This window comes from Simiduia litorea (genome assembly GCF_042853465.1).
GTDB classification, from domain to species: Bacteria; Pseudomonadota; Gammaproteobacteria; order Pseudomonadales; family Cellvibrionaceae; genus Simiduia; species Simiduia litorea.
Genome location: NZ_AP031497.1, coordinates 985,953 through 1,005,317, shown reverse-complemented (window position 1 = coordinate 1,005,317; position 19,365 = coordinate 985,953). Strand labels below are relative to the sequence as shown.

Genomic DNA, 19,365 nt, shown 5'->3' with positions numbered 1-19,365 from the left:
AAGATGACCGAATTTGCCGTCATTATGCTCAGCACTATTTTAGTGAACAACTTCGTGCTGGTTCAGTTCCTCGGGCTGTGCCCATTTATGGGGGTCTCCAATAAATTAGAGACCGCCATTGGCATGGGCGGCGCCACTACCTTCGTTTTAACCTTGGCCTCCATTGCCAGCTACATGGTAAACAGCTGGGTGTTGATGCCGCTGGGTCTCGAATACCTGCGCACCATTGCCTTTATTTTGGTGATCGCCGTGGTCGTGCAATTCGCCAAGATGTTCATCGAAAAATCCAGCCCTTTGCTGTATCGCGTTCTGGGCGTGTTCCTGCCCTTAATCACCACCAACTGCGCGGTATTGGGCGTGGCACTGCAGAACACCGCCCACGCCCATAATTTTGTCGAATCGGCCTTATATGGCTTCGGCGCGGCACTGGGCTTCTCTCTAGTTTTAGTGTTGTTTTCGGCCATGCGCGAGCGCCTAGCCGTCGCCGATGTACCCGCACCTTTTAAAGGTGCCGCCATCGGTATGATTACCGCGGGCCTGATGTCTCTCGCCTTCATGGGCTTTAGTGGTTTGGTATAAGAGCTCGCTATGCTGGAATTAATAACGACCCACCCTATCGCCTCAGCACTAATTGCCCTGGGCAGCCTATCGCTGATTTTCGGTGCCATTCTCGGCTTTGCTGCCGTGCGCTTTAAGGTGGAAGGCGATCCTATTGTCGAACAAATTGATGCCCTACTGCCGCAAACCCAGTGTGGCCAATGCGGCCACCCAGGGTGCAAACCCTATGCCCAAGGCATAGCCAATGGCGAGCCCATCAATAAATGCCCGCCTGGCGGCCAAAGTACTATTAACGCCATTGCGACCTTACTGGATGTGGCGGCCCCCAGCCTCGATGAAGAGCACGGTGTCGAACTCGACGTGGCGCGGGTAGCCTACATTCGCGAAGATGAATGCATTGGTTGCACCAAGTGTATTCAGGCCTGCCCCATGGATGCCATCTTGGGCGCAGCTAAACAAATGCATACCGTGATCGCCGACGAATGCACCGGTTGCGACCTCTGTATCGAGCCCTGCCCCGTAGACTGTATCGACATGATTCCAGTACAAACCAGCTTAAACAGCTGGAAGTGGGAAACCCCCGAAACAGCCCCAGCCAGCGCACCCGACATCATCGCCACAGACCGTTCAGAGCAAGCCGCATGACCCAAATTTGGCCTATTCACGGTGGGATTCACCCGGCCGAGAACAAACAGCAGTCCATGGCCCTGCCCTTGGGCGACATTCCCCTACCACCAACGCTCATACTGCCCTTGAACCAACACTTGGGTGCGCCGGCCGAGCCCTGTGTTGCGGTAGGCGATCTGGTGCGCACCGGGCAGATGATTGCCGAAGCCATCGGACCATTTTCCGCCGCACTGCACGCCTCCAGTTCCGGCCGCGTTATTGCCATCGAGGATCGCCCACTGCCGCACCCATCGGGTATGCACGGCCCCTGTATCGTGATTGAAACTGACGGCCGCGACCAATGGGTTGAGCTGACGCCTTGCGATGACTACAAGTCCCTTGAACTCACGGCCCTGGTGGAGAAAATTCGCCGCGCCGGTATAGCAGGTATGGGCGGCGCTGGCTTTCCCACCGCCATAAAAATGGCGCCCAAAGCCAACCAGCCCATCCACACATTGATCCTCAATGGCACCGAGTGCGAACCCTATATAACCGCCGACGATCGCCTGATGCGCGACAGACCCGCAGACGTGATCGCCGGCGCAAAATTAATGGCACACCTTTTAGGTGAGCCAAAAAATATTCTGATCGGCATCGAAGACAATAAACCCGAGGCTATCGCCGCACTGCAAACAGCAGCACAAGGCAGTCGGGTTAACATCGTTGTATTCCCCACCAAATATCCCTCGGGTGGCGAAAAACAGCTGATTCAAATTGTCACGGGCAAAGAAGTGCCGAGCGGGAAAATTCCCGCCGACATCGGCATCGTCGTGCAAAACGTCGGCACCGCCGTGGCCGCATGGCGCGCTGTTGCCTTAGGCGAACCACTCATTGCGCGCACCACCACGGTAGTGGGCGAAGCGCTGGAGATTCAGCGCAATATTGAGGTGCGTTTAGGCACCCCCATAGGGCACGTGCTAGCGGCACACGGCTTCGACGCCGCCAAAGTCTCGCGCCTAATCATGGGCGGCCCAATGATGGGTTTCACGCTCGAGACAGCCGAAGTGCCAGTAGTAAAAACCACCAACTGTATTTTAGCGCCAAGCAAAAAAGAATTGCCCGCACCGCCACCAGCACAAGCCTGTATTCGCTGCGGGCTGTGCGCCGAAGCCTGCCCGGCATCGCTGCTGCCACAACAACTGTATTGGTATGCTCGCGCGGCAGAGCACGACAAACTCGAAGCCTATAATCTATTTGATTGTATCGAATGCGGGGCCTGCTCCTATGTCTGCCCTTCGTCGATTCCACTGGTGCAATACTACCGCGCCGCCAAAGGTGATATTCGCGAAGCCCGGACCGATAAAATTAAATCTGATCGCTCGCGCGAGCGCTTCGCCTTTCGGCAAGAGCGCATAGCGCGAGCCGAGCTGGAAAAAGAAGCCAAGCGCGTGGAGCGCGCCAAAGCAGCAGCGCTGGCAAAAGAAAAAATGGCAGCCCAAAAAGCCGCCGCTGAAACTGGGCAAAAGCCAGCGCCACAGGTGCCAAGCGCAGACCCAGTGGCCGCTGCCATCGCCAATGCGAAAAAAGCGCAACAAGCACAGCAACTAGCGCCGCAAGCACAGCGCGAGAAGCTAGAGCGACAATTGAGCTCTGCGCAAAGTCGCCTAGAGCTGACACAGCAAAAGTTGGCCGGCGCTCAATCTGAAGAACAAGCAGAGAAATTTCGCGCCGCCATTAAAGGTGCTGAATTAAAGCTGCAGGAAGCGCAGCAAAAGCTAGAGGATTTTGATCAGCAACCGAATGCTGACGCAAACGCAACAACAGACCCGGTGGCGGCAGCCATCGCGCGCGCGCAAGCGAAAATGAATATGGCTCCCGATGAAAAATTAAAAGCCAATATAACCTCTCTGCAAACGCGCGTAGCTAAAGCACAAGAAAAGCTAGCACAAGCCAAAGCAGATAACGCACCCACGGTCGATGCACTGCAACTCGGCGTCGACAAACTAGCGCAAAAACTAACTGAAGCGGAACAGGCGCTTGCCGCAGCGTCGACGGTGCTAGCGCCGTCACCTGCATCACCAGCCGAACAAGACGCCGCCACTATCGCCATTGAGCGCGCTAAAGCAAAAGCGGAAGCGATGGCCGCCATGAGCGACGACGAAAAGTTGCGCCAACAAGTTGAGTCCCTTCAGGCGCGCTTGCTCAAGGCACAGGAAAAACTTGCCAGCGCCGAGGCCGAGGCCAGCCCGCATGTCGATGCGCTGAAAACCGCGGCGGAAAAACTCGAAGCCAAATTGGCAGAAACGCAATCTAAACTTGAAAACGCCTGAGAAAAACTATGGCTTTCCTGCGCATAACCTCACCCCACGCCAAAGGTAGCAACCGCACCCAAACCGTGATGTTAACTGTCGCATTAGCCTGCCTACCCGGGCTGGCAGCGCTGACTTGGTTTTTCGGGTCTGGGACGCTGATCAACATTGGCCTAGCCATTGTGTTTGCTCTTGGCTTCGAGGCACTGGTGTTAACATTACGCAAAAAGCCAATCGGTTTTTATTTAACCGACGGCAGCGCGCTGGTCACCGCTTTATTACTCGGCTTAGCGTTGCCACCCTACGCGCCTTGGTGGCTGGTTTTTGTCGGCGTTGGCTTTGCCATTGTTATTGCTAAACAACTGTACGGCGGTCTAGGCTACAACCCCTTCAACCCAGCTATGGTCGGCTACGTTGTTCTCCTTATTTCATTTCCCGTTGCCATGACGCAGTGGGCCATCCCCGAGGCACTGGCAACAGACTCGCGATCGCTACCCGATTTACTAACCGCGCTCAAACACGTTTTTGAAATTCAAACACTTTCCGCTGACGCCTATACCGGTGCCACACCACTCGATGCCTTCCGGCAAAACAGCGGCCTCCTGCTCGAAGATTTGTACCAACAAAAGCCAACGTTTTTACACGGCCACTGGGCTGGAGCCGGTTTCGAATGGGTCAACTTTGGCTTTTTAGTGGGCGGAATTTTTCTGCTGCAACAGCGTATCTTCACCTGGCACGCCCCCGTAGGTATGCTAATGACGCTGGCATTACTCGCCGCGCTTTTTTATGACGGCGGCAGCTCCAACTCAGCCGGCTCTCCGCTTATGCATCTGCTCTCTGGCGGTACTATGCTGGGCGCATTTTTTATTATTACCGACCCCGTCACGTCGACAACGTCAAACAAAGGCCGATTTATTTTCGGTGCAGGCGTTGGCCTGTTGGTTTTTTGCATTCGCACCTGGGGCAATTATCCCGATGCGATCGCCTTCGCCGTTCTATTGATGAATTTTGCTGCGCCATTTATCGATTACTACACGATACCGCGTACCTATGGCCACACAAAGGCGCGCAAAGCCACGGAGAAAAACGAGTGAAGCTTATATCGTCTATTGGTTTTAACGGCCTACTCTTGGGTGGTTTTGCCATTCTAACCGCGGCGGCCCTGGCGACTGTCAATCAGCTTACCATCGAACCCATTGCAAAGGCCGAACAAGCCGCGGCACAAAAAGCCCTACTCGAAATATTGCCGGCGGCAACCCACGATAACGATCTACTGCACGACACCTTGGCCATTGATGAACAATGGCAAAAACAGTTGCACACCGACACCAACGCAGTCATCTTTCGGGCGCGCAAAAACGGTCAAATCAATGCCGTTATTATTCCAACTGTGGCTCCTGATGGTTATAGCGGCAAGATAAAAATGATTGTCGGCATTAATATGGATCAAAGCATCGCCGGTGTACGGGTGATAAAACACACGGAAACGCCAGGCCTTGGCGACAAAGTTGAACTAAAAAAATCTGATTGGATTTTATCGTTCAACCAAAAAAGTTTATCTTTACCAACACCAGAAAACTGGCAGGTAAAAAAAGATGGCGGCGACTTCGATCAATTTACCGGCGCTACAATTACCCCGCGCGCAACAGTAAAGCAAATTAAAAAAACGTTAGCGTTCGCACGGGAACATCACAAAGCTCTGTTCGACATCAATCAAGCTAAATCCGAACCGGCACAATTAGAGGTGCAGCCATGAGCAAGAGCGACGCAATCGCACCGGGCGCGCAAAACCCAGCTGCGGAAAATACCCATGAAGAACCTGGGGTTTATACCGCCATTGCAAAAAACGGTTTGTGGACCAACAACCCGGCGCTGGTTCAATTACTCGGACTATGCCCGCTGCTTGCCGTTTCCGGCTCGGTGGTCAACGCCCTGGGTTTAGGTTTAGCAACTATGCTTGTGCTGGTCGGATCAAACGCATCTGTAGCGCTCATTCGCAATCATGTTTCCGATGCCGTTCGATTGCCGGTGTTCGTGATGATTATCGCCTCATTTACCACCTGCACTGAAATGCTAATGAAAGCATTTACCTACGAGCTTTTTGAAATACTCGGCATATTTATTCCGCTTATCGTAACTAACTGCGTCATTTTAGGGCGTGCCGACGCCTTTGCATCAAAGAATAAATTAACGCCGGCAATTTTTGACGGGCTTATGATGGGTTTAGGCTTTACCTTGGTGTTAATAACCATTGGCGCTGTGCGGGAATTACTCGGACAGGGTACACTTTTTTCTAACATGGATTTACTTTTTGGATCGATAGCAACGCACTGGAAAATCACTTTACTGAACAATTATTCCGGTTTTTTAGTCGCTATATTACCGCCCGGTGCTTTTTTAGTTGTCGGCTTTTTGGTCGCGATCAAAAATATTATTGATTTTAAAATTAAAGATTCACGTGACAAAAATAGAATAAAAACTGCCAAAGGTAGTAAAAGAGTACGCACAACAGGAACAATTAGCTGACTGTTTCGCATTTTCTTGCTTCGAATACTTTTCAATCAGGCTTTTACGGTTACAATGCATTGGCATTATAAAAATTTGAAAGTCCAAAGTAGATTTTCAGTAAGGGCATGACTTAGAAGTCATCCCACCGTAATAACCACACTGAGGGTAAGGGAATGACAGCAGTAATTAGTACGTCTCGAGCAGAGACAATTGAATTTCAAGGGCGCAAAGCCCAACGCGCGGATAGCAGAGAACGCAGACGCGCAATTCTAGAAGCCACCCTACGTATTGTTGTGAGAGATGGCATACGCGGCGTAAGACATCGCGCCATTGCTAAAGAAGCAAATGTACCTTTAGCAGCCACTACTTATTACTTTAAAGATATCCAAGAACTCGTTTCTGATGCTTTTAACTTGTTTGCACAAGATGCGCTCAAGCAAACCGAGCAGTTAGAAGAGACTGGTTTTGCAGTATTAGAAAAATTGAAAGGCGCAAATCTCTCCGACCCTCAAATATTTGAAGTGCTCAGTACTGCGCTAACAAACGCCATCATGACGCACATTAAAGCTCAGGTTGATGACCGAGATAGACGCATTGTCCAGCACTCGTTTAAAACCGAGGCGCTGCGCAATCCTGCGTTGGCAGTAACGGCCTGCATTCCCCAAGCCAATATCACCACTAGCATCATGAATTTCTTTAAAGTGCTTGGCTCTAAAGAGGCTGAAACCGATGCTCACATCGTGCATGGTGTGATCTTGTATGTGGAGTATTTGCTATTGCTCGACCAAGGTATCCTCAACCTCGAACAGGCGCAAAAGGCCATTCGTCGAATGATTAGCCAGCTGTTGGCACTAGCCGTTAAACGCTAAAGCAGCAAGCAGGTGGCGAGCCTTTGCCACCTGCTCCTCGTCTACACTTACCCAGTTTGACTCACCTTGCGGTGGTCAGCGCTCTAGTCAAGCCAAACCTAGCTCAACAACCTACGCCTTACTGAGCACACCTACTCAGGCGGGCTTGGCTCGCCATCGAAGCAACCCCTTGACCAACTAAGCAACGCTAGGTCATCAACATCCAATGCGTTATCACAGACTGGGTTAAGTCTACGTTTCGCGAAATCCGTCAACAACTGGCTCTCGGCCTGGTGAAAAGGCACATTGCGCGGCGGTGTCATGACGCGACCAGCAGGGCAAATGCACCCAAAAGCTAGTTGGTTCAAATGTGCCAATTGAACACTTGTCTAATTACGCCTGAGTCTTTAATCTCAATTGACCACGATAAAAATAATATTCGGAGTCATAACATGCGCTCACCTGCCCGCTTTACCCAAACACGACTGTCCCTAACGATCGCCCTGCTCTGCCCCTTAGCAGCCGCGCCTTACCTAGCGCTAGCGGAAACACTTGCCCTAGAAGAGGTGGTCGTGACCGCGCAAAAGCGCGAGCAGAACGCAATGGACGTGCCCATTGCCGTGAATACCTTTTCCAATAAAGACATGGCAAATACTGGCGCTCTCACCCTGAGCGACATAGATGCCTACATTCCGGGTTTTGACGTCGGTGGTGGCGTCACCCAGTCCACCTTGAGCATCCGTGGCGTTACCAGCCCCAGCATAAGCGCTGGAGGCGATCCCTCGGTGGCCGCATTTTACGACGACGCTTACTTGCCATCCGCTGCCACCACCATTGCTTTCTCAGATATGGCGCAGGTCGATGTCTTAAAGGGCCCACAAGGTACACTGTTTGGCCGCAATGCCGCGGCTGGCGCGGTTGTCATGGTGCCAAATAAGCCAAGCGAGGAGCTCGAAGCGTTTGTGAGCGCGAAACTCGGTAATTACGGTTTAGTGCGCACAGAAGCCATGTTTAATGCGCCCTTGTCAGACGCCGTTTATTTGCGTGCCAATATTCTATCGAATCAACGCGATGGCTATGTCGACAACGTCGCCGGCCGCGACAGTGGCGAGCAAGATACCTTAAACGCCCGTCTGGCCTTGCTGTGGAATATCACTGAGGCCACCAGCTTGCAGGTGTCTTACGACTGGGACAAAGTCGACAACTCACCCCGCACCGCTATCGGCTTCAGCGACCGCGCACTCAATACCGACCCCTTCTCACGCAAGGTCGCCAATGACGTGATTAACGGCGAGGAAACCCGCGATATGTACGCCGTTAGCACTAAACTAATGCACCAGTTCAACGATCAATTCAGCCTAAAGTGGATTAACAGCTATCGCGCCTTCGAAACCACCAACCGCGAAGAAGAAGACGGCACCGCCGACGCCACGGCCTACTTAGACACCAACAATATCTTCGACAACGACATTTTGTACGAAGAGCTGCAGCTGAATTTTACCGGCGACACCTTCAGCGGTGTGGTGGGGGTAAACTACTCGGTTGAAAATGTGAACCAAACCACCCGAGTCACCGCGCTGGGCGATTCCGTTACCACCCTTGTGACCCAGGACTTAACCAGCAACCCGATGCTGCAAGGCATGATTTATCAGGGTACTGTCGCCGCAGTAAACCAACAAACGGCGCCGGCGGTTCAAGCAGGCTTTATGACCCAAGCCGAAGCCGATGCAATCGCAGCGGCGCAAGCTGAACAGTCGTTAGCCGCACTGAATGCTATAGATCACCTGTGGAATCCAAATGATTGGGCCACCTTTACCACCCTGCTCGGCGTCGGCCCACTGCCGCAAGACGACGTCTATTACGATGCCGTTGCCCAGTCTCTAGGCACCAGCATGCTGTTTGGTTTATCACACGCGGGCCAAGCGTGGCAGGAGTCGGTGCTTAACGAAGGCAAATTTGTCAATTACGGCCTTTTTGCCGACGGTGAGTTCACCCTGACCGACGACTTCCGGGTTTTAGCCGGCTTGCGCTACAGCAACGACAAAAAAGATTTCAGCTGGCAAGTGCCCGGGGTTAACTTCGACCGCGCGACAGTGCCAGGCACCGCCCCTATTGAACCCGTCGTTTTCCGCGCCGGCGACGGCTATGTGGTGGGTGATCAAATCATTAACGCCTCGGAAACCTGGCGTAAAGTCACCGGCCGGTTGGTCGGTCAATATGATATCAATGATGATGTCATGACCTTCCTGTCCTATGCCACGGGCTATAAATCCGGCGGCTTTGACAGCCTAGATCAAAGTACCGCCGACACACCCATCAAACCTGAAGAGGTGACCAACATCGAATTAGGCATAAAGGGCGACCTCTTCGATGGCAAAGCCCGAGTGCAATTTAGTTATTTCGATATGGCGATTGACGGCCGCCAACGCAGTGTTGAGTCAAAGCCACCAGGCCAGGTAAATGCGTTACCACGGGTGATCAACGGCGATCAGCAGTTCAACGGTTTTGAAATTACCTTTGACTGGCTGCCCACAGATACCGTTCGGCTCGGCCTCGTGACCACGGTTCGCGACCAAGAATCTAGCTGGGAGCCCTTCTACAACGCCATTGGCGAGCTACAGTCCGACAAAGAAACGGGCACCACAGACACAGCCTACACCCTCACCTTTGACTGGGCGCCAGAGGTGAGCGTTGGCTCGATCAATTGGCATGCCGACTATGTGTATGCAGAGAACAGTGCCGAATCCGATCCCGCGGCCATCACCTCGGTCAACATTGGCGGTGTCGACACGCCCATTCCCTACTTTGGCGAAGACGCCAAACGGCTGAACTCTCGCCTAAGCTGGACCAGCAATAATGGCCATTACGAGCTGGCGCTTTGGGGCCACAACCTACTGGACAATAAAGTTACCAATAGCCTTGGCGGCCGCACCCTGGACGTCTTCGGTACCGGTTATCTCGACATCTCAGCACCGCGCACCTACGGCATTGATCTGCGCTACAACCTGTAACTGGCTCGGTACATTCCACGTCTTTTTTCAAGGACAAACCCCAACCACCCTAGCGTGGTTGGGGTTACTTAAACGGTGTTATTGTGCCCATAAAAATCGCCCCTAAAATGCCTGTCCGGTCGAGCGGGACTAAGGAGATCGACGATTGAAGTTGAAGCGCCCAGCGCCAGTTTGACGTTGATGTAAATTCATATACCAACCAAAGCAACGCCTACACCCAAGGTATGCAGCAATAAGCAGCAAACCTTGCACAATCCGGCTTAACTGCGCCTCAAATCGCGGCATTGGGCGCATTAGCGAACACCCGTTACATCTCATTTCAGCCCGATTCATTGGAAACAAAATGCCAATACGATGAAACACGCGCCAAACCCCTATTGGTGGGCTGTTTATTTTTTGTCACTTCCGTATAATTCGTAAAACGATGTGGCACTAGCGTACCAGATAAGATGTAAGCAGAAAAATACTGGGACGGATCTAAACTCACAAGATCTTGAGGCAAACAAAGAGCACCACTATGTTTATGAAAACAATCCTAGGCGCGATCCTTCTAGCCGCTGCCGGCTTAGCACACAGCCAAGATGGCAAAGCGCTTTATAGCACTTGCGCCGCCTGCCACGGTCAACAAGCCGAGGGCGTACCAGCCATGCATGCACCGGCATTAGCGGGGCAATCTGCAAGCTATTTAGCGCGCCAGTTAATGCATTTCAAAGCAGGACTCAGGGGAACCGACAGCGCCGATATTTACGGCCAACAAATGCGCGGCATGACTGCAACCCTACCCGATCAAGCCGCCATAAACGCGGTTTCCAGCTATATTGCCGCATTACCACGAACCGCCCCTACCGCTACGCTGTCTGGCAATACGGACGCAGGTTACAAGCAGTACAACATGAAATGCGGCGCTTGCCATGGCGCTAAAGCTGAAGGTAATGAGGCGTTAAACGCCCCAGCGCTGGTCGGCGTTGGCGACGCCTATATGCTGCGTCAATTTGCGGCCTTCAAAGCCGGACACAGAGGTGCAGCACAAGCAGATAAATACGGCCGGCAAATGGCCATGATGGTAAACACCGTCACCGAACAAGAACTCATCGACCTCCTGAGCTACATAAACACACTGAAATGATGGCGACTCGATTGCTAAGCAGATGCTCCTCACAAGGCGCACTCGTTGCGCTACTTAGCCTGCACGCTGTCGGCGCGGCAGGCTCAAGTGCGGTCTCTACCGCGCCCGTGACGCTGGCGCAGCATTGCCCACCAGGCTTTAGTCTAGACCCGAGCAATGGCTGCAAACTGCACAGTCTGTACGATCAATACAACTCCCTGTACAACCGCGGTGTAGGCGGTTTGAAAACTGCCCTACCGGCGCGGCGGGACGGGTTCAGCCCCGAGCAGATTGACTTAGGTCGCATATTATTTTTCGACCCCATTTTATCGGGTGACCACACCCTCTCATGCGCTAGTTGTCATCACCCGCAACTGGGTTTCGCCGACGGCTTACCGCGCTCGCAAGGCATTGCTGGAAAAGAAGCCAACCGCGCCGCACCCAGCCTGTGGAACATGGCTTTTCTCACCCGCTTTTTTTGGGATGCGCGGGCGCAAAGTTTGGAAGAGCAGATGCAAGGGCCACTCTATTCGCCGGTGGAGATGGGCAATAATCCAGTGCAATTATTGACTGACCTCAATGGCAATGCGCACTACAAAGCATTGTTTGCGCAAGCCTTTCCAAATCAGGGCAAGGACATTGACTTGGATAAAATCTATCTCGCTATAGCGGCGTTTGAAACCTCCTTAGTGTCGCTCAATAGCCGCTACGATCATTACGCGCATGGCTTTCACGATGCGTTAAACGATGAAGAAAAAGAAGGCTTAAACGTATTCCGGTCTTTCGTCGCGCGCTGTGCGGAATGCCATACCCCACCGCTGTTTACCAATCAGCAAATCGCTGTTATCGGCGTCGCAGAACCCGAAGGTCGAACATTTGATCGCGGTGCCGAAGCAATATTTAACAACCCCACGTGGCGCGGCGGCTTTAAAGTGCCAAGCCTGCGCAACATTACAAAAACTGCACCCTACATGCACTCGGGCAGCTTCGATACATTGCGCGAGGCAACCGAATTTTACACCCTCGGCCGCGGCCATGCGCTTACCGAGGAGCAAAACAAAAACATGGTGCTGCACTGGCACATTTGGGAACCAAAATTGACCGAGTCAGAATTGGATTTGCTGGTGACCTTTATGGGCACCCTTAGCGATGAAACCTTCAGCCCCAGCATTCCAACGTCAGTGCCATCGGGTTTACCGCCGGTAGGACTGCTTCCCCCGGCACTTAGACAAAAAATTACCCAGGCTTCACAAGGAGAATAAAAATGAGCAATAAATTAATCACAGTGGTTATCGCTGTCGGCCTGGTCGCCGGTGGTGTATGGCTCGGTAGCAGCCTAGCGTCAAATAATGCGGCAACCATTGTCGGCGGCAGCGATCGCTACGCAAAAAATGATGGCACAAAGCTACAAGCCGGCGCCAAGCTCGACGCCTCGGTGGGAGCCACTGGCAGCAGTGGAAAATTTATTGATGTGACCAATGGTCAATCCATCCAAGCGGCGGTAAAAAACGCCCAGCCCGGCGACGTAATTCGCGTTCACCCAGGCACTTATAAAGAAACGGTGTATATCGATAAAGACGATATTTGGTTAACCGGTGTGATCAAAGAGGGCAAGTGGCCCGTGCTCGAAGGCGAACACAAACTCAACGATGCCGTACTCTACTCTGGCAACAACATCACCGTGGAAAACTTGCGCATTACCCATTACAAGGGTAACGCAATTATGGGCCAGGCCGGCAATAACTTTTTGATCCGCAACAACCATGTAGTCGACACCGGCGTGTACGGTATTTTCCCACAGCTAGGTAAAAATGGTTTGATTGAACGCAATGTATTAAGCGGCATTGAAGACGCCGCTATTTACGTGGGCATGTGCGACAACATTCACGTCAACAACAACGAAGTATTTGAAAACGTGGCCGGCATTGAAATCGAAAACTCACGCCACTCGGTGGTAGAAAATAATAAGGTGTACAACAACACCGGCGGCATTCTGGCGTTTATCACTCCAGGCCTGCCAATTAAAACCACTTACGATGTGATTATTCGCAATAATTTTATCAACGACAACAACCACAAAAACTTCGGTGCACCAGGCTCCATTGTGGCCGGTGTTCCGGCCGGTACAGGCATCATCGTGATGGCCGCCGACGAAGTGACCATCGAAGGCAATATCATCACCAACAATAAGAACATTGGCATAGTAATAACCGATCACCACAGCTTCGCCAACATCACCATCGATCCAGACTCAGAGCCCCACTCGGACAAAGTCGCTATTCTCGACAACCTCATGTTCAACAATGGCTACGAGCCGATTGATGAAATTAAGGCGCTCAAAGTTGCCACCTTCACCCAGGGCGACGTGGATATTTTGAACGTGGGTGAAAGTAAAGATAGTTGTATTTTAGATCGCACCAAATACATCGCTGTCGGTTTAAAAGATTATGGCACCTGTGGCTTTGACACCACTGCGGCCACCGTGAGCTATCTATTACCCGAGCCGGCAGAACCACACCCTTTCACACCCGATGAAAAAGGCAAAATGGCATACTTCGGTGTTTGCACCGGCTGCCACGCTTACAATATCCGCATGATTGGCCCACCCGTTCAAATTATTCAGGCGCTGTACATGGATAACCCCGAGGGCTTGGCTGAATACATCGCGAAACCGACGAAAAAGCGCGAGGACTACCCAGAGATGCCGGCGCAAGATTACCTAGACCCAGAGATGCGTCTAGCCGTTGCTAAGTACATGCTCGGTGTCGACAACCGCGGTCGATTTAATGATCCAGCACTCAATCAAGATCAATAGTCTATAAATAAATCAGGGCGCACCCGCGCCCTGATTTAATGCCGCGACAATTTTTTCTTGCCTTTGATTTCCCCACCGATTACTGTCGAGCACTTAATAAAGGAATTATCCATGTACTCGCTCGCCCCTCTACATCTCGTCTGCACACGCAGCATTACCGCCACATGGCGCGTGATGTTGATGGCGGGTGTGTTGAGCTAAATTTTCTATTAACACACCGGCTGCAAATGCGGCGGAATGTGTTAACTGTGTTTCTCACCCTGTCGCCTTTGTCGCCTTTTATCCAAAAGGAAGGACTTTACAATGGACGACGAACCACCCAACTTACGACACAACTCCCAATTCAAGCCAGCCGAACCACCAGCTGACGCAGTTGCCGTGGCTTTAGCGATCGGCTCGATCACGCTCTTTTCGGCCAAACCTATTTTTATTAAGTGGGCTTACGCCTACGGTTTAGACGCCAGCAGTTTAATGTTTTTTCGACTGCTGCTATCGGCACCGGCGTTCTTAGTCATTGGCCTGTGGTCCATGCGCTACTACCGCGTCACGCTCAAAGATCTACTGTTTGCCAGCGGCTTAGGCGTGATCGGCTCCTATGTTTCCGGCTGGCTCGACATGAAAGGCTTGGAATACATTCCTGCACAATTAGAGCGCATGCTGTTATTTTCCTACCCTATTTTTACCGTGCTATTGGGCTGGCTCTGGTTTAAACGCCCGATCAAAAAAACCATGTGGCAGTGTGCACTGCTTACCTACGCGGGGCTTGGTTTAATGTTCATGATGGACAGGCAGGCGCTAGGTGCAGACGTCACCTTAGGGGCAAGTCTGGTGTTACTCGCCGCATTGGTTTTCGCCAGCTACATGGTGTTGAGCCGCGGCCCCATTCAGCGCATGGGCTCTATTCCTTTTACTTGCGTGGTCATGCTGTCATCAACATTGGTAATGACCCTGCATCAAGCGCTGCATCAACCCATTAACCTTGCCACCTTTAGCCAATGGCCAACGGCGGTGTGGTGGGTCATTGCCAGCCTAGCCCTGTTCTGCACCGTGTTGCCAGCCTTTATGGGTAGCGAAGCGGTGCGCCGCATTGGGCCAGAGCAGGTAAGCCTGATGGGCAATGCCGGCCCCGTAGTCACCAGCCTACTTGCTATTTGGTTGCTAGATGAGCACTTTACCGCGTATCACGCGATCGGCATGGCGCTTGTATTGCTGGGTATTTGGGTGTTGCAAAACCCACTCACGGCGCGCACAGCAAAAGCAGCTACCTGATTTAGGCGGCGAGTAAACGCGCACTACCCCGTTAAATAACCGGCAAACTTGCCGGTTATTTACCTCTGGGGCCGCGAAAGGTTTGACATTGGTTACACTTGTAACTAAATTGACGCCTCGTCATCACCAAGAGCCAAGTTCATGGAACCCTTGCGATATTTAACCGGCTTCGACAACGAACATGAAACCGAGGCCCTACCTGGCGCCCTGCCCGTGGGTCAGTTCAGCCCACAAAAAGTCGCCTTTGGCCTCTACGCCGAGCAGTTCAGCAGCACCGCGTTCACCGCGCCCCGTGCGCACAACCGCCGCACCTGGTTTTACCGCATCCGCCCTTCGGCCCAACAAGGTGATTACGCCGCCTATACTGGCGCGACACTTACCCGCACAGGTCCGATAACGGAACAGCCGCCGGTGCCAAACATGCTGCGCTGGTCGCCACTGCCAATCCCGACCCAGCCGCAAGATTTTATCGACGGCTTGGTCACACTCGCAGCCAACGGTGATGCAGCCGTGCAAGTGGGTATCGGCATTCACGTGTATTTAATCAACCAGTCCATGCAGGATCGGTTTTTTTACAACGCCGATGGCGAATTATTATTTGTGCCGCAGCAGGGAAAACTGCGTCTGCATACTGAGTGCGGCTTGCTCGATATCGCGCCGGGCGATATTGCCGTCATTCCCCGCGGCATGAAATTCCGGGTCGTGCTGTTAGAGGCCAGCGCCCGTGGCTACCTGTGTGAAAATTACGGGGCCGCCTTCGCCCTCCCCGAGCGGGGCCCCGTGGGCGCCAACGGCTATGCCAACGATCGCGACTTTCAATACCCGGTCGCAGCCTATGAAGATCGCGAGGGCAAGTTCGAATTAGTGTGTAAATACGGCGGCCACTTTTTCAGCGCCAGTATCGGCCACTCGCCCCTCGATGTTGTCGCTTGGACCGGCAACTCTGCGCCCTACAAATACGACTTGTCGCGCTTTAACGTGATCAACACCGTTAGCTTCGACCACCCAGACCCATCCATTTTCACCGTGATTAGCGCCCCTTCGGATACCCCTGGTGTGGCCAATTGCGACTTCGTCATTTTCCCTCCGCGCTGGATGGTAGCCGACGACACCTTTCGCCCGCCTTGGTATCACCGCAATATCATGAGCGAATTCATGGGCTTAATTCACGGCGTTTACGACGCCAAAGAAAAGGGCTTCGAACCCGGCGGCGCCAGCCTGCATAACTGCATGAGCCCACACGGGCCAGAGGCGGCTGTGTTTGAAAAAGCCAGCAATGCCGAACTAAAACCACAGCGCTATGACAATACGCTGGCGTTTATGTTTGAATCCCGTTACGCCATCACCCCCACGCGCTTCGCCATGACCACAGAAGCGCGCCAAGTGGACTACGTTAAATGCTGGGATAACCTCAAGAAACATTTCAGCGCCCAATCATGAGCCAACGCTTAAGGAAACCACTATGAAATTAGCATCACAAAAATCCGGCCGAGATGGCGCGCTCATCCTTGTCAGTAAAGATTTACAAAAGGCAGTAAAAGCCAGCCACATTGCCCCTACCTTGCAGGCGGCGCTCGATAACTGGGACACCTGTGCACCCAAACTCGAAGCCCTATATAAAGACTTAAACGCAGGCAAAGCCACGGGCAGCTTTAGTTTTAACGAAAGCGAGTGCGCTTCGCCCTTACCGCGCGCCTATCAATGGGCCGATGGCAGTGCCTACGTCAATCACGTGGAATTGGTGCGCAAAGCGCGCAACGCCGAAATGCCTGACACTTTTTGGACAGATCCGTTGATGTACCAAGGCGGCTCGGACGACTTCATTGGCCCGCGCGACGACATCCCACTGCCTAGTGATGAATGGGGCGTAGACTTCGAAGCCGAAATCGCCATCGTGACGGGTGACGTACCTATGTCTACCAATGCCGAGGATGCCAAAAAACATATCCGCTTAGTGATGTTGGTAAACGACGTGTCCCTACGCGGCTTAATTCCCGGCGAACTGGCCAAGGGTTTTGGCTTCTTCCAATCCAAACCAGCCTCGGCTTTTTCTCCCGTGGCAGTGACACCCGATGAATTAGGCGATGCCTGGGACGGCAGCAAATTATCCTTGCCGCTGCTGTCGTATCTCAATGATAAAGCCTTCGGCAAACCCGAAGCCGGCACCGACATGACTTTCCACTTCGGTCAATTAATTGCTCACGTGACAAAATCGCGCAACATGGGCGCTGGTGCCATTATTGGCTCGGGCACGGTATCGAACAAACAAGGTACCGGCCACGGCACCTCCATTGAGGAGGGCGGCGTGGGTTACTCCTGCATTGCCGAAATTCGCATGATCGAAACCATTCGCGACGGCAAACCCAGCACCGCCTTCATGAAATTTGGCGACAAAGTAAAAATAGAAATGCGCGACGAAAACGGTCAATCTATTTTTGGCAGTATCGAGCAAACGCTGGTCAAATACGCTTAACAATTAAAAGGATGTAATATGCCAACCCTGTACGGTTATTTTCGTTCATCAGCCGCCTACCGCGCACGCATTGCCTTCAACCTGAAAGGAGTGCCGGTAGATCTCGCCTTTGTTTCGCTATTAAAAGGTGAGCAAAAATCCGCTGACTACACGCAAAAAAATCCACAGGGTTTGGTTCCCGCGCTGGAAACTGAACAAGGCATGCTCGGGCAATCGATTGCGATTATGGAGTGGCTAGAATTAGAGCACCCAAAGCCCAGCTTGCTGCCAGGCGATAACTGGCAACAGGCGCAAATTCGCGCCTTTGCTCTCGCCATTGCTTGCGATATTCACCCGCTTAATAATTTACGGGTGCTGAAATACATCACCGGTGAACTGGGTGCCAGCGAAGCACAAAAAAATGCCTGGTATGCGCACTGGATCCAATCCGGCTTTGAGGCCTTGGAGTTATCGGTAAAGAAGCACGGCGGTAAATTCTGCTTTGGCAACAATCCCACCTTGGCTGATGTTTGCCTGATTCCACAAATCTACAATGCCGAGCGATTTAATGTAGACCTCTCGGCATTTCCAGCACTCATGGCCGTTTATCAACACTGCAACAGCTTGCCCGCATTCGCCGATGCCAAACCGGAAAACCAACCTGATGCACAAGGGTAGTTATTAAGGATAACTAAGCGCCAAGTCTGCGTTAAAAACTACCCGCTGCTTGCTATTTGTTCGCCGCTCAAAAAAACGTCATACATTGACTGTATTGGGTACTTTCCAAGGTCTGTTGGAACAAAGCCTTGTTGGTTTTAATAAAGTCAGGCTTTTTATCTTCATTCATACCTTCGTGACCAAAATAGGCGTTCAACCTAGCGCAGTTGGCCGCCGTCAAAAATGGCAACTCTTTCAGAATTTTCACGAAGGTGTTTTTATTGCCTAGGTAAATAGGCATTAAATCCGCTGCCAAATACTCCTGAAATGCGGAAGCATTGCGCTGCTCGGCATAGAAGGCAAAAAACATCACCAGCTTGAGACGCTCGACGCTGAAGCTGTTATCGTTCAGGTCCGGCTCTATATTGGTGATATATATTTGCTCAAGCGCCTTGAACATCTTTAATTCATCAACAGCTGTCTTGCCGGAGCTATCGATAAAAACGTATTCATCTTGATTGACATTTAGCAAGCCAGACAATAACAAATAGAAGTCCTGAGTGTCGCCACTGGGCTGCTCAGCCGCATCAATACTGGCGCAAGCGACCAACACCACCAAACAACAAGCGATTAAATTTTTCATCATTTTACCCACTGATAACAACAGTAACGTTGTGGCCATTTTTTGGTGTGATAGCTTTGTATATATCGATAATCTTACTTTCCTCGATGACAATGCAACCATCAGACCACTGCGCATAGGGCGGCTTGCCCATATGAATAAATATGCCAGAAAAACCTGTAACGTTCGGCAGAAAAACCGCTTCTCTTGGATTACCCTTGGAGTTTTTCTTTCTAGACATGGTTGTGGCAGAACAGTTGGCATAGGTACCGGCGGGAATTTTCTTGTCTAGGTTCCAATAACATTTCGTGGAGATCATTTTTCCGCCGCCGTTAAAGGTCAGCGTCCCGTCTTCCTCGCCTCGGGTTACCGTAATTTTATACATCTCAATACATCCTGTAATAATGGTAAGTATTTTCCGATGTAACCCTTTTGAAACAAAAGGGTTACAACTCACTGCGTACTCGGTTGCAGGTCTAGCAACCTGCAACATCGAACCACAATAGAAATACACTTACAATCTTAGCTTGGCGCTGGCGTTGAATTAGGTGCCAAAGAAATACCGAAATGATAACTCGCATCAATAGTCCACAAGGCTCGGGTAC

The 19,365-nt window shown here is 51.9% G+C and carries 17 protein-coding genes; 15 read left to right on the top strand and 2 right to left on the bottom strand.

The genetic code is table 11. From position 1 onward, the window contains the following. Positions 1-3 precede the first annotated feature (3 nt). From rsxA to maiA, 15 genes are all read left to right on the top strand, one after another. Entirely contained in the window at positions 4-579 is a 576-nt protein-coding gene (gene rsxA, locus ACGHTT_RS04445) for an electron transport complex subunit RsxA (protein ID WP_390593765.1), read from the top strand. A gap of 9 nt (positions 580-588) precedes the next feature. Then, complete coding sequence (gene rsxB / locus ACGHTT_RS04440; protein ID WP_390593764.1) at positions 589-1,203, top strand: electron transport complex subunit RsxB; 615 nt, start codon at positions 589-591, stop codon at positions 1,201-1,203. Further along, positions 1,200-3,494 (top strand): electron transport complex subunit RsxC, encoded by a 2,295-nt coding sequence (gene rsxC, locus ACGHTT_RS04435; protein ID WP_390593763.1) that lies wholly within the window; start codon positions 1,200-1,202, stop codon positions 3,492-3,494. Before rsxB ends, rsxC begins: the two co-directional genes overlap by 4 nt. Positions 3,495-3,502: 8 nt before the next feature. Beyond that, positions 3,503-4,567 carry an electron transport complex subunit RsxD gene (gene rsxD / locus ACGHTT_RS04430; protein WP_390593762.1) on the top strand — a complete coding sequence of 355 codons (1,065 nt, stop codon included), beginning with the start codon at positions 3,503-3,505 and terminating at the stop codon, positions 4,565-4,567. Further along, positions 4,564-5,229: an electron transport complex subunit RsxG gene (gene rsxG / locus ACGHTT_RS04425; RefSeq protein WP_390593761.1), complete on the top strand. Its 666-nt coding sequence runs from the start codon at positions 4,564-4,566 to the stop codon at positions 5,227-5,229. The genes rsxD and rsxG overlap by 4 nt, the downstream gene beginning before the upstream one ends. Then, positions 5,226-5,999, top strand: a complete 774-nt coding sequence (locus ACGHTT_RS04420) for an electron transport complex subunit E (RefSeq protein WP_390593760.1) — start codon at positions 5,226-5,228, stop codon at positions 5,997-5,999. The genes rsxG and ACGHTT_RS04420 overlap by 4 nt, the downstream gene beginning before the upstream one ends. Positions 6,000-6,154: 155 nt before the next feature. Further along, on the top strand, positions 6,155-6,850 hold the full coding sequence (locus tag ACGHTT_RS04415) for a TetR/AcrR family transcriptional regulator (RefSeq protein WP_390593758.1): 696 nt from the start codon (positions 6,155-6,157) through the stop codon (positions 6,848-6,850). 431 nt (positions 6,851-7,281) lie between these two features. Next, entirely contained in the window at positions 7,282-9,840 is a 2,559-nt protein-coding gene (locus tag ACGHTT_RS04410) for a TonB-dependent receptor (protein WP_390593757.1), read from the top strand. Positions 9,841-10,357: 517 nt separating this feature from the next. Next, positions 10,358-10,966 (top strand): c-type cytochrome, encoded by a 609-nt coding sequence (locus tag ACGHTT_RS04405; RefSeq protein WP_390593755.1) that lies wholly within the window; start codon positions 10,358-10,360, stop codon positions 10,964-10,966. Between the two features lie 59 nt (positions 10,967-11,025). After that, a complete protein-coding gene (locus ACGHTT_RS04400) occupies positions 11,026-12,207 on the top strand; it encodes a cytochrome-c peroxidase (RefSeq protein WP_390594977.1) in 1,182 nt (393 codons plus the stop codon). 2 nt (positions 12,208-12,209) lie between these two features. Continuing rightward, complete coding sequence (locus ACGHTT_RS04395) at positions 12,210-13,760, top strand: parallel beta-helix domain-containing protein (RefSeq protein ID WP_390593754.1); 1,551 nt, start codon at positions 12,210-12,212, stop codon at positions 13,758-13,760. Positions 13,761-14,063: 303 nt separating this feature from the next. Next, positions 14,064-15,029, top strand: a complete 966-nt coding sequence (locus tag ACGHTT_RS04390) for a DMT family transporter (RefSeq protein ID WP_390593753.1) — start codon at positions 14,064-14,066, stop codon at positions 15,027-15,029. Between the two features lie 141 nt (positions 15,030-15,170). Continuing rightward, positions 15,171-16,469 (top strand): homogentisate 1,2-dioxygenase, encoded by a 1,299-nt coding sequence (hmgA, locus tag ACGHTT_RS04385; protein ID WP_390593752.1) that lies wholly within the window; start codon positions 15,171-15,173, stop codon positions 16,467-16,469. Positions 16,470-16,491: 22 nt separating this feature from the next. Next, a complete protein-coding gene (locus ACGHTT_RS04380; protein WP_390593751.1) occupies positions 16,492-17,502 on the top strand; it encodes a fumarylacetoacetate hydrolase family protein in 1,011 nt (336 codons plus the stop codon). A gap of 18 nt (positions 17,503-17,520) precedes the next feature. Further along, on the top strand, positions 17,521-18,159 hold the full coding sequence (maiA, locus tag ACGHTT_RS04375; protein ID WP_390593749.1) for a maleylacetoacetate isomerase: 639 nt from the start codon (positions 17,521-17,523) through the stop codon (positions 18,157-18,159). Positions 18,160-18,226: 67 nt separating this feature from the next. On the opposite strand, the gene ACGHTT_RS04370 is transcribed toward maiA, so the two are convergent. Next, complete coding sequence (locus ACGHTT_RS04370) at positions 18,227-18,784, bottom strand: hypothetical protein (protein WP_390593748.1); 558 nt, start codon at positions 18,782-18,784, stop codon at positions 18,227-18,229. Between the two features lies 1 nt (position 18,785). Continuing rightward, positions 18,786-19,145 (bottom strand): L,D-transpeptidase family protein, encoded by a 360-nt coding sequence (locus ACGHTT_RS04365; RefSeq protein WP_390593747.1) that lies wholly within the window; start codon positions 19,143-19,145, stop codon positions 18,786-18,788. Between the last annotated feature and the right edge of the window lie 220 nt (positions 19,146-19,365).

What these genes read in the sequence shown, in the direction of transcription:
- ACGHTT_RS04370 (WP_390593748.1), bottom strand. Translation starts at nt 18,784, where the DNA reads ATGATGAAAAATTTAATCGCTTGTTGTTTGGTGGTGTTGGTCGCTTGC.
- rsxA (WP_390593765.1), top strand. Translation starts at nt 4, where the DNA reads ATGACCGAATTTGCCGTCATTATGCTCAGCACTATTTTAGTGAACAAC.
- ACGHTT_RS04395 (WP_390593754.1), top strand. Translation starts at nt 12,210, where the DNA reads ATGAGCAATAAATTAATCACAGTGGTTATCGCTGTCGGCCTGGTCGCC.
- ACGHTT_RS04405 (WP_390593755.1), top strand. Translation starts at nt 10,358, where the DNA reads ATGTTTATGAAAACAATCCTAGGCGCGATCCTTCTAGCCGCTGCCGGC.
- ACGHTT_RS04420 (WP_390593760.1), top strand. Translation starts at nt 5,226, where the DNA reads ATGAGCAAGAGCGACGCAATCGCACCGGGCGCGCAAAACCCAGCTGCG.
- hmgA (WP_390593752.1), top strand. Translation starts at nt 15,171, where the DNA reads ATGGAACCCTTGCGATATTTAACCGGCTTCGACAACGAACATGAAACC.
- rsxD (WP_390593762.1), top strand. Translation starts at nt 3,503, where the DNA reads ATGGCTTTCCTGCGCATAACCTCACCCCACGCCAAAGGTAGCAACCGC.
- ACGHTT_RS04380 (WP_390593751.1), top strand. Translation starts at nt 16,492, where the DNA reads ATGAAATTAGCATCACAAAAATCCGGCCGAGATGGCGCGCTCATCCTT.
- ACGHTT_RS04410 (WP_390593757.1), top strand. Translation starts at nt 7,282, where the DNA reads ATGCGCTCACCTGCCCGCTTTACCCAAACACGACTGTCCCTAACGATC.
- rsxB (WP_390593764.1), top strand. Translation starts at nt 589, where the DNA reads ATGCTGGAATTAATAACGACCCACCCTATCGCCTCAGCACTAATTGCC.
- rsxC (WP_390593763.1), top strand. Translation starts at nt 1,200, where the DNA reads ATGACCCAAATTTGGCCTATTCACGGTGGGATTCACCCGGCCGAGAAC.
- ACGHTT_RS04390 (WP_390593753.1), top strand. Translation starts at nt 14,064, where the DNA reads ATGGACGACGAACCACCCAACTTACGACACAACTCCCAATTCAAGCCA.
- ACGHTT_RS04415 (WP_390593758.1), top strand. Translation starts at nt 6,155, where the DNA reads ATGACAGCAGTAATTAGTACGTCTCGAGCAGAGACAATTGAATTTCAA.
- maiA (WP_390593749.1), top strand. Translation starts at nt 17,521, where the DNA reads ATGCCAACCCTGTACGGTTATTTTCGTTCATCAGCCGCCTACCGCGCA.
- ACGHTT_RS04365 (WP_390593747.1), bottom strand. Translation starts at nt 19,145, where the DNA reads ATGTATAAAATTACGGTAACCCGAGGCGAGGAAGACGGGACGCTGACC.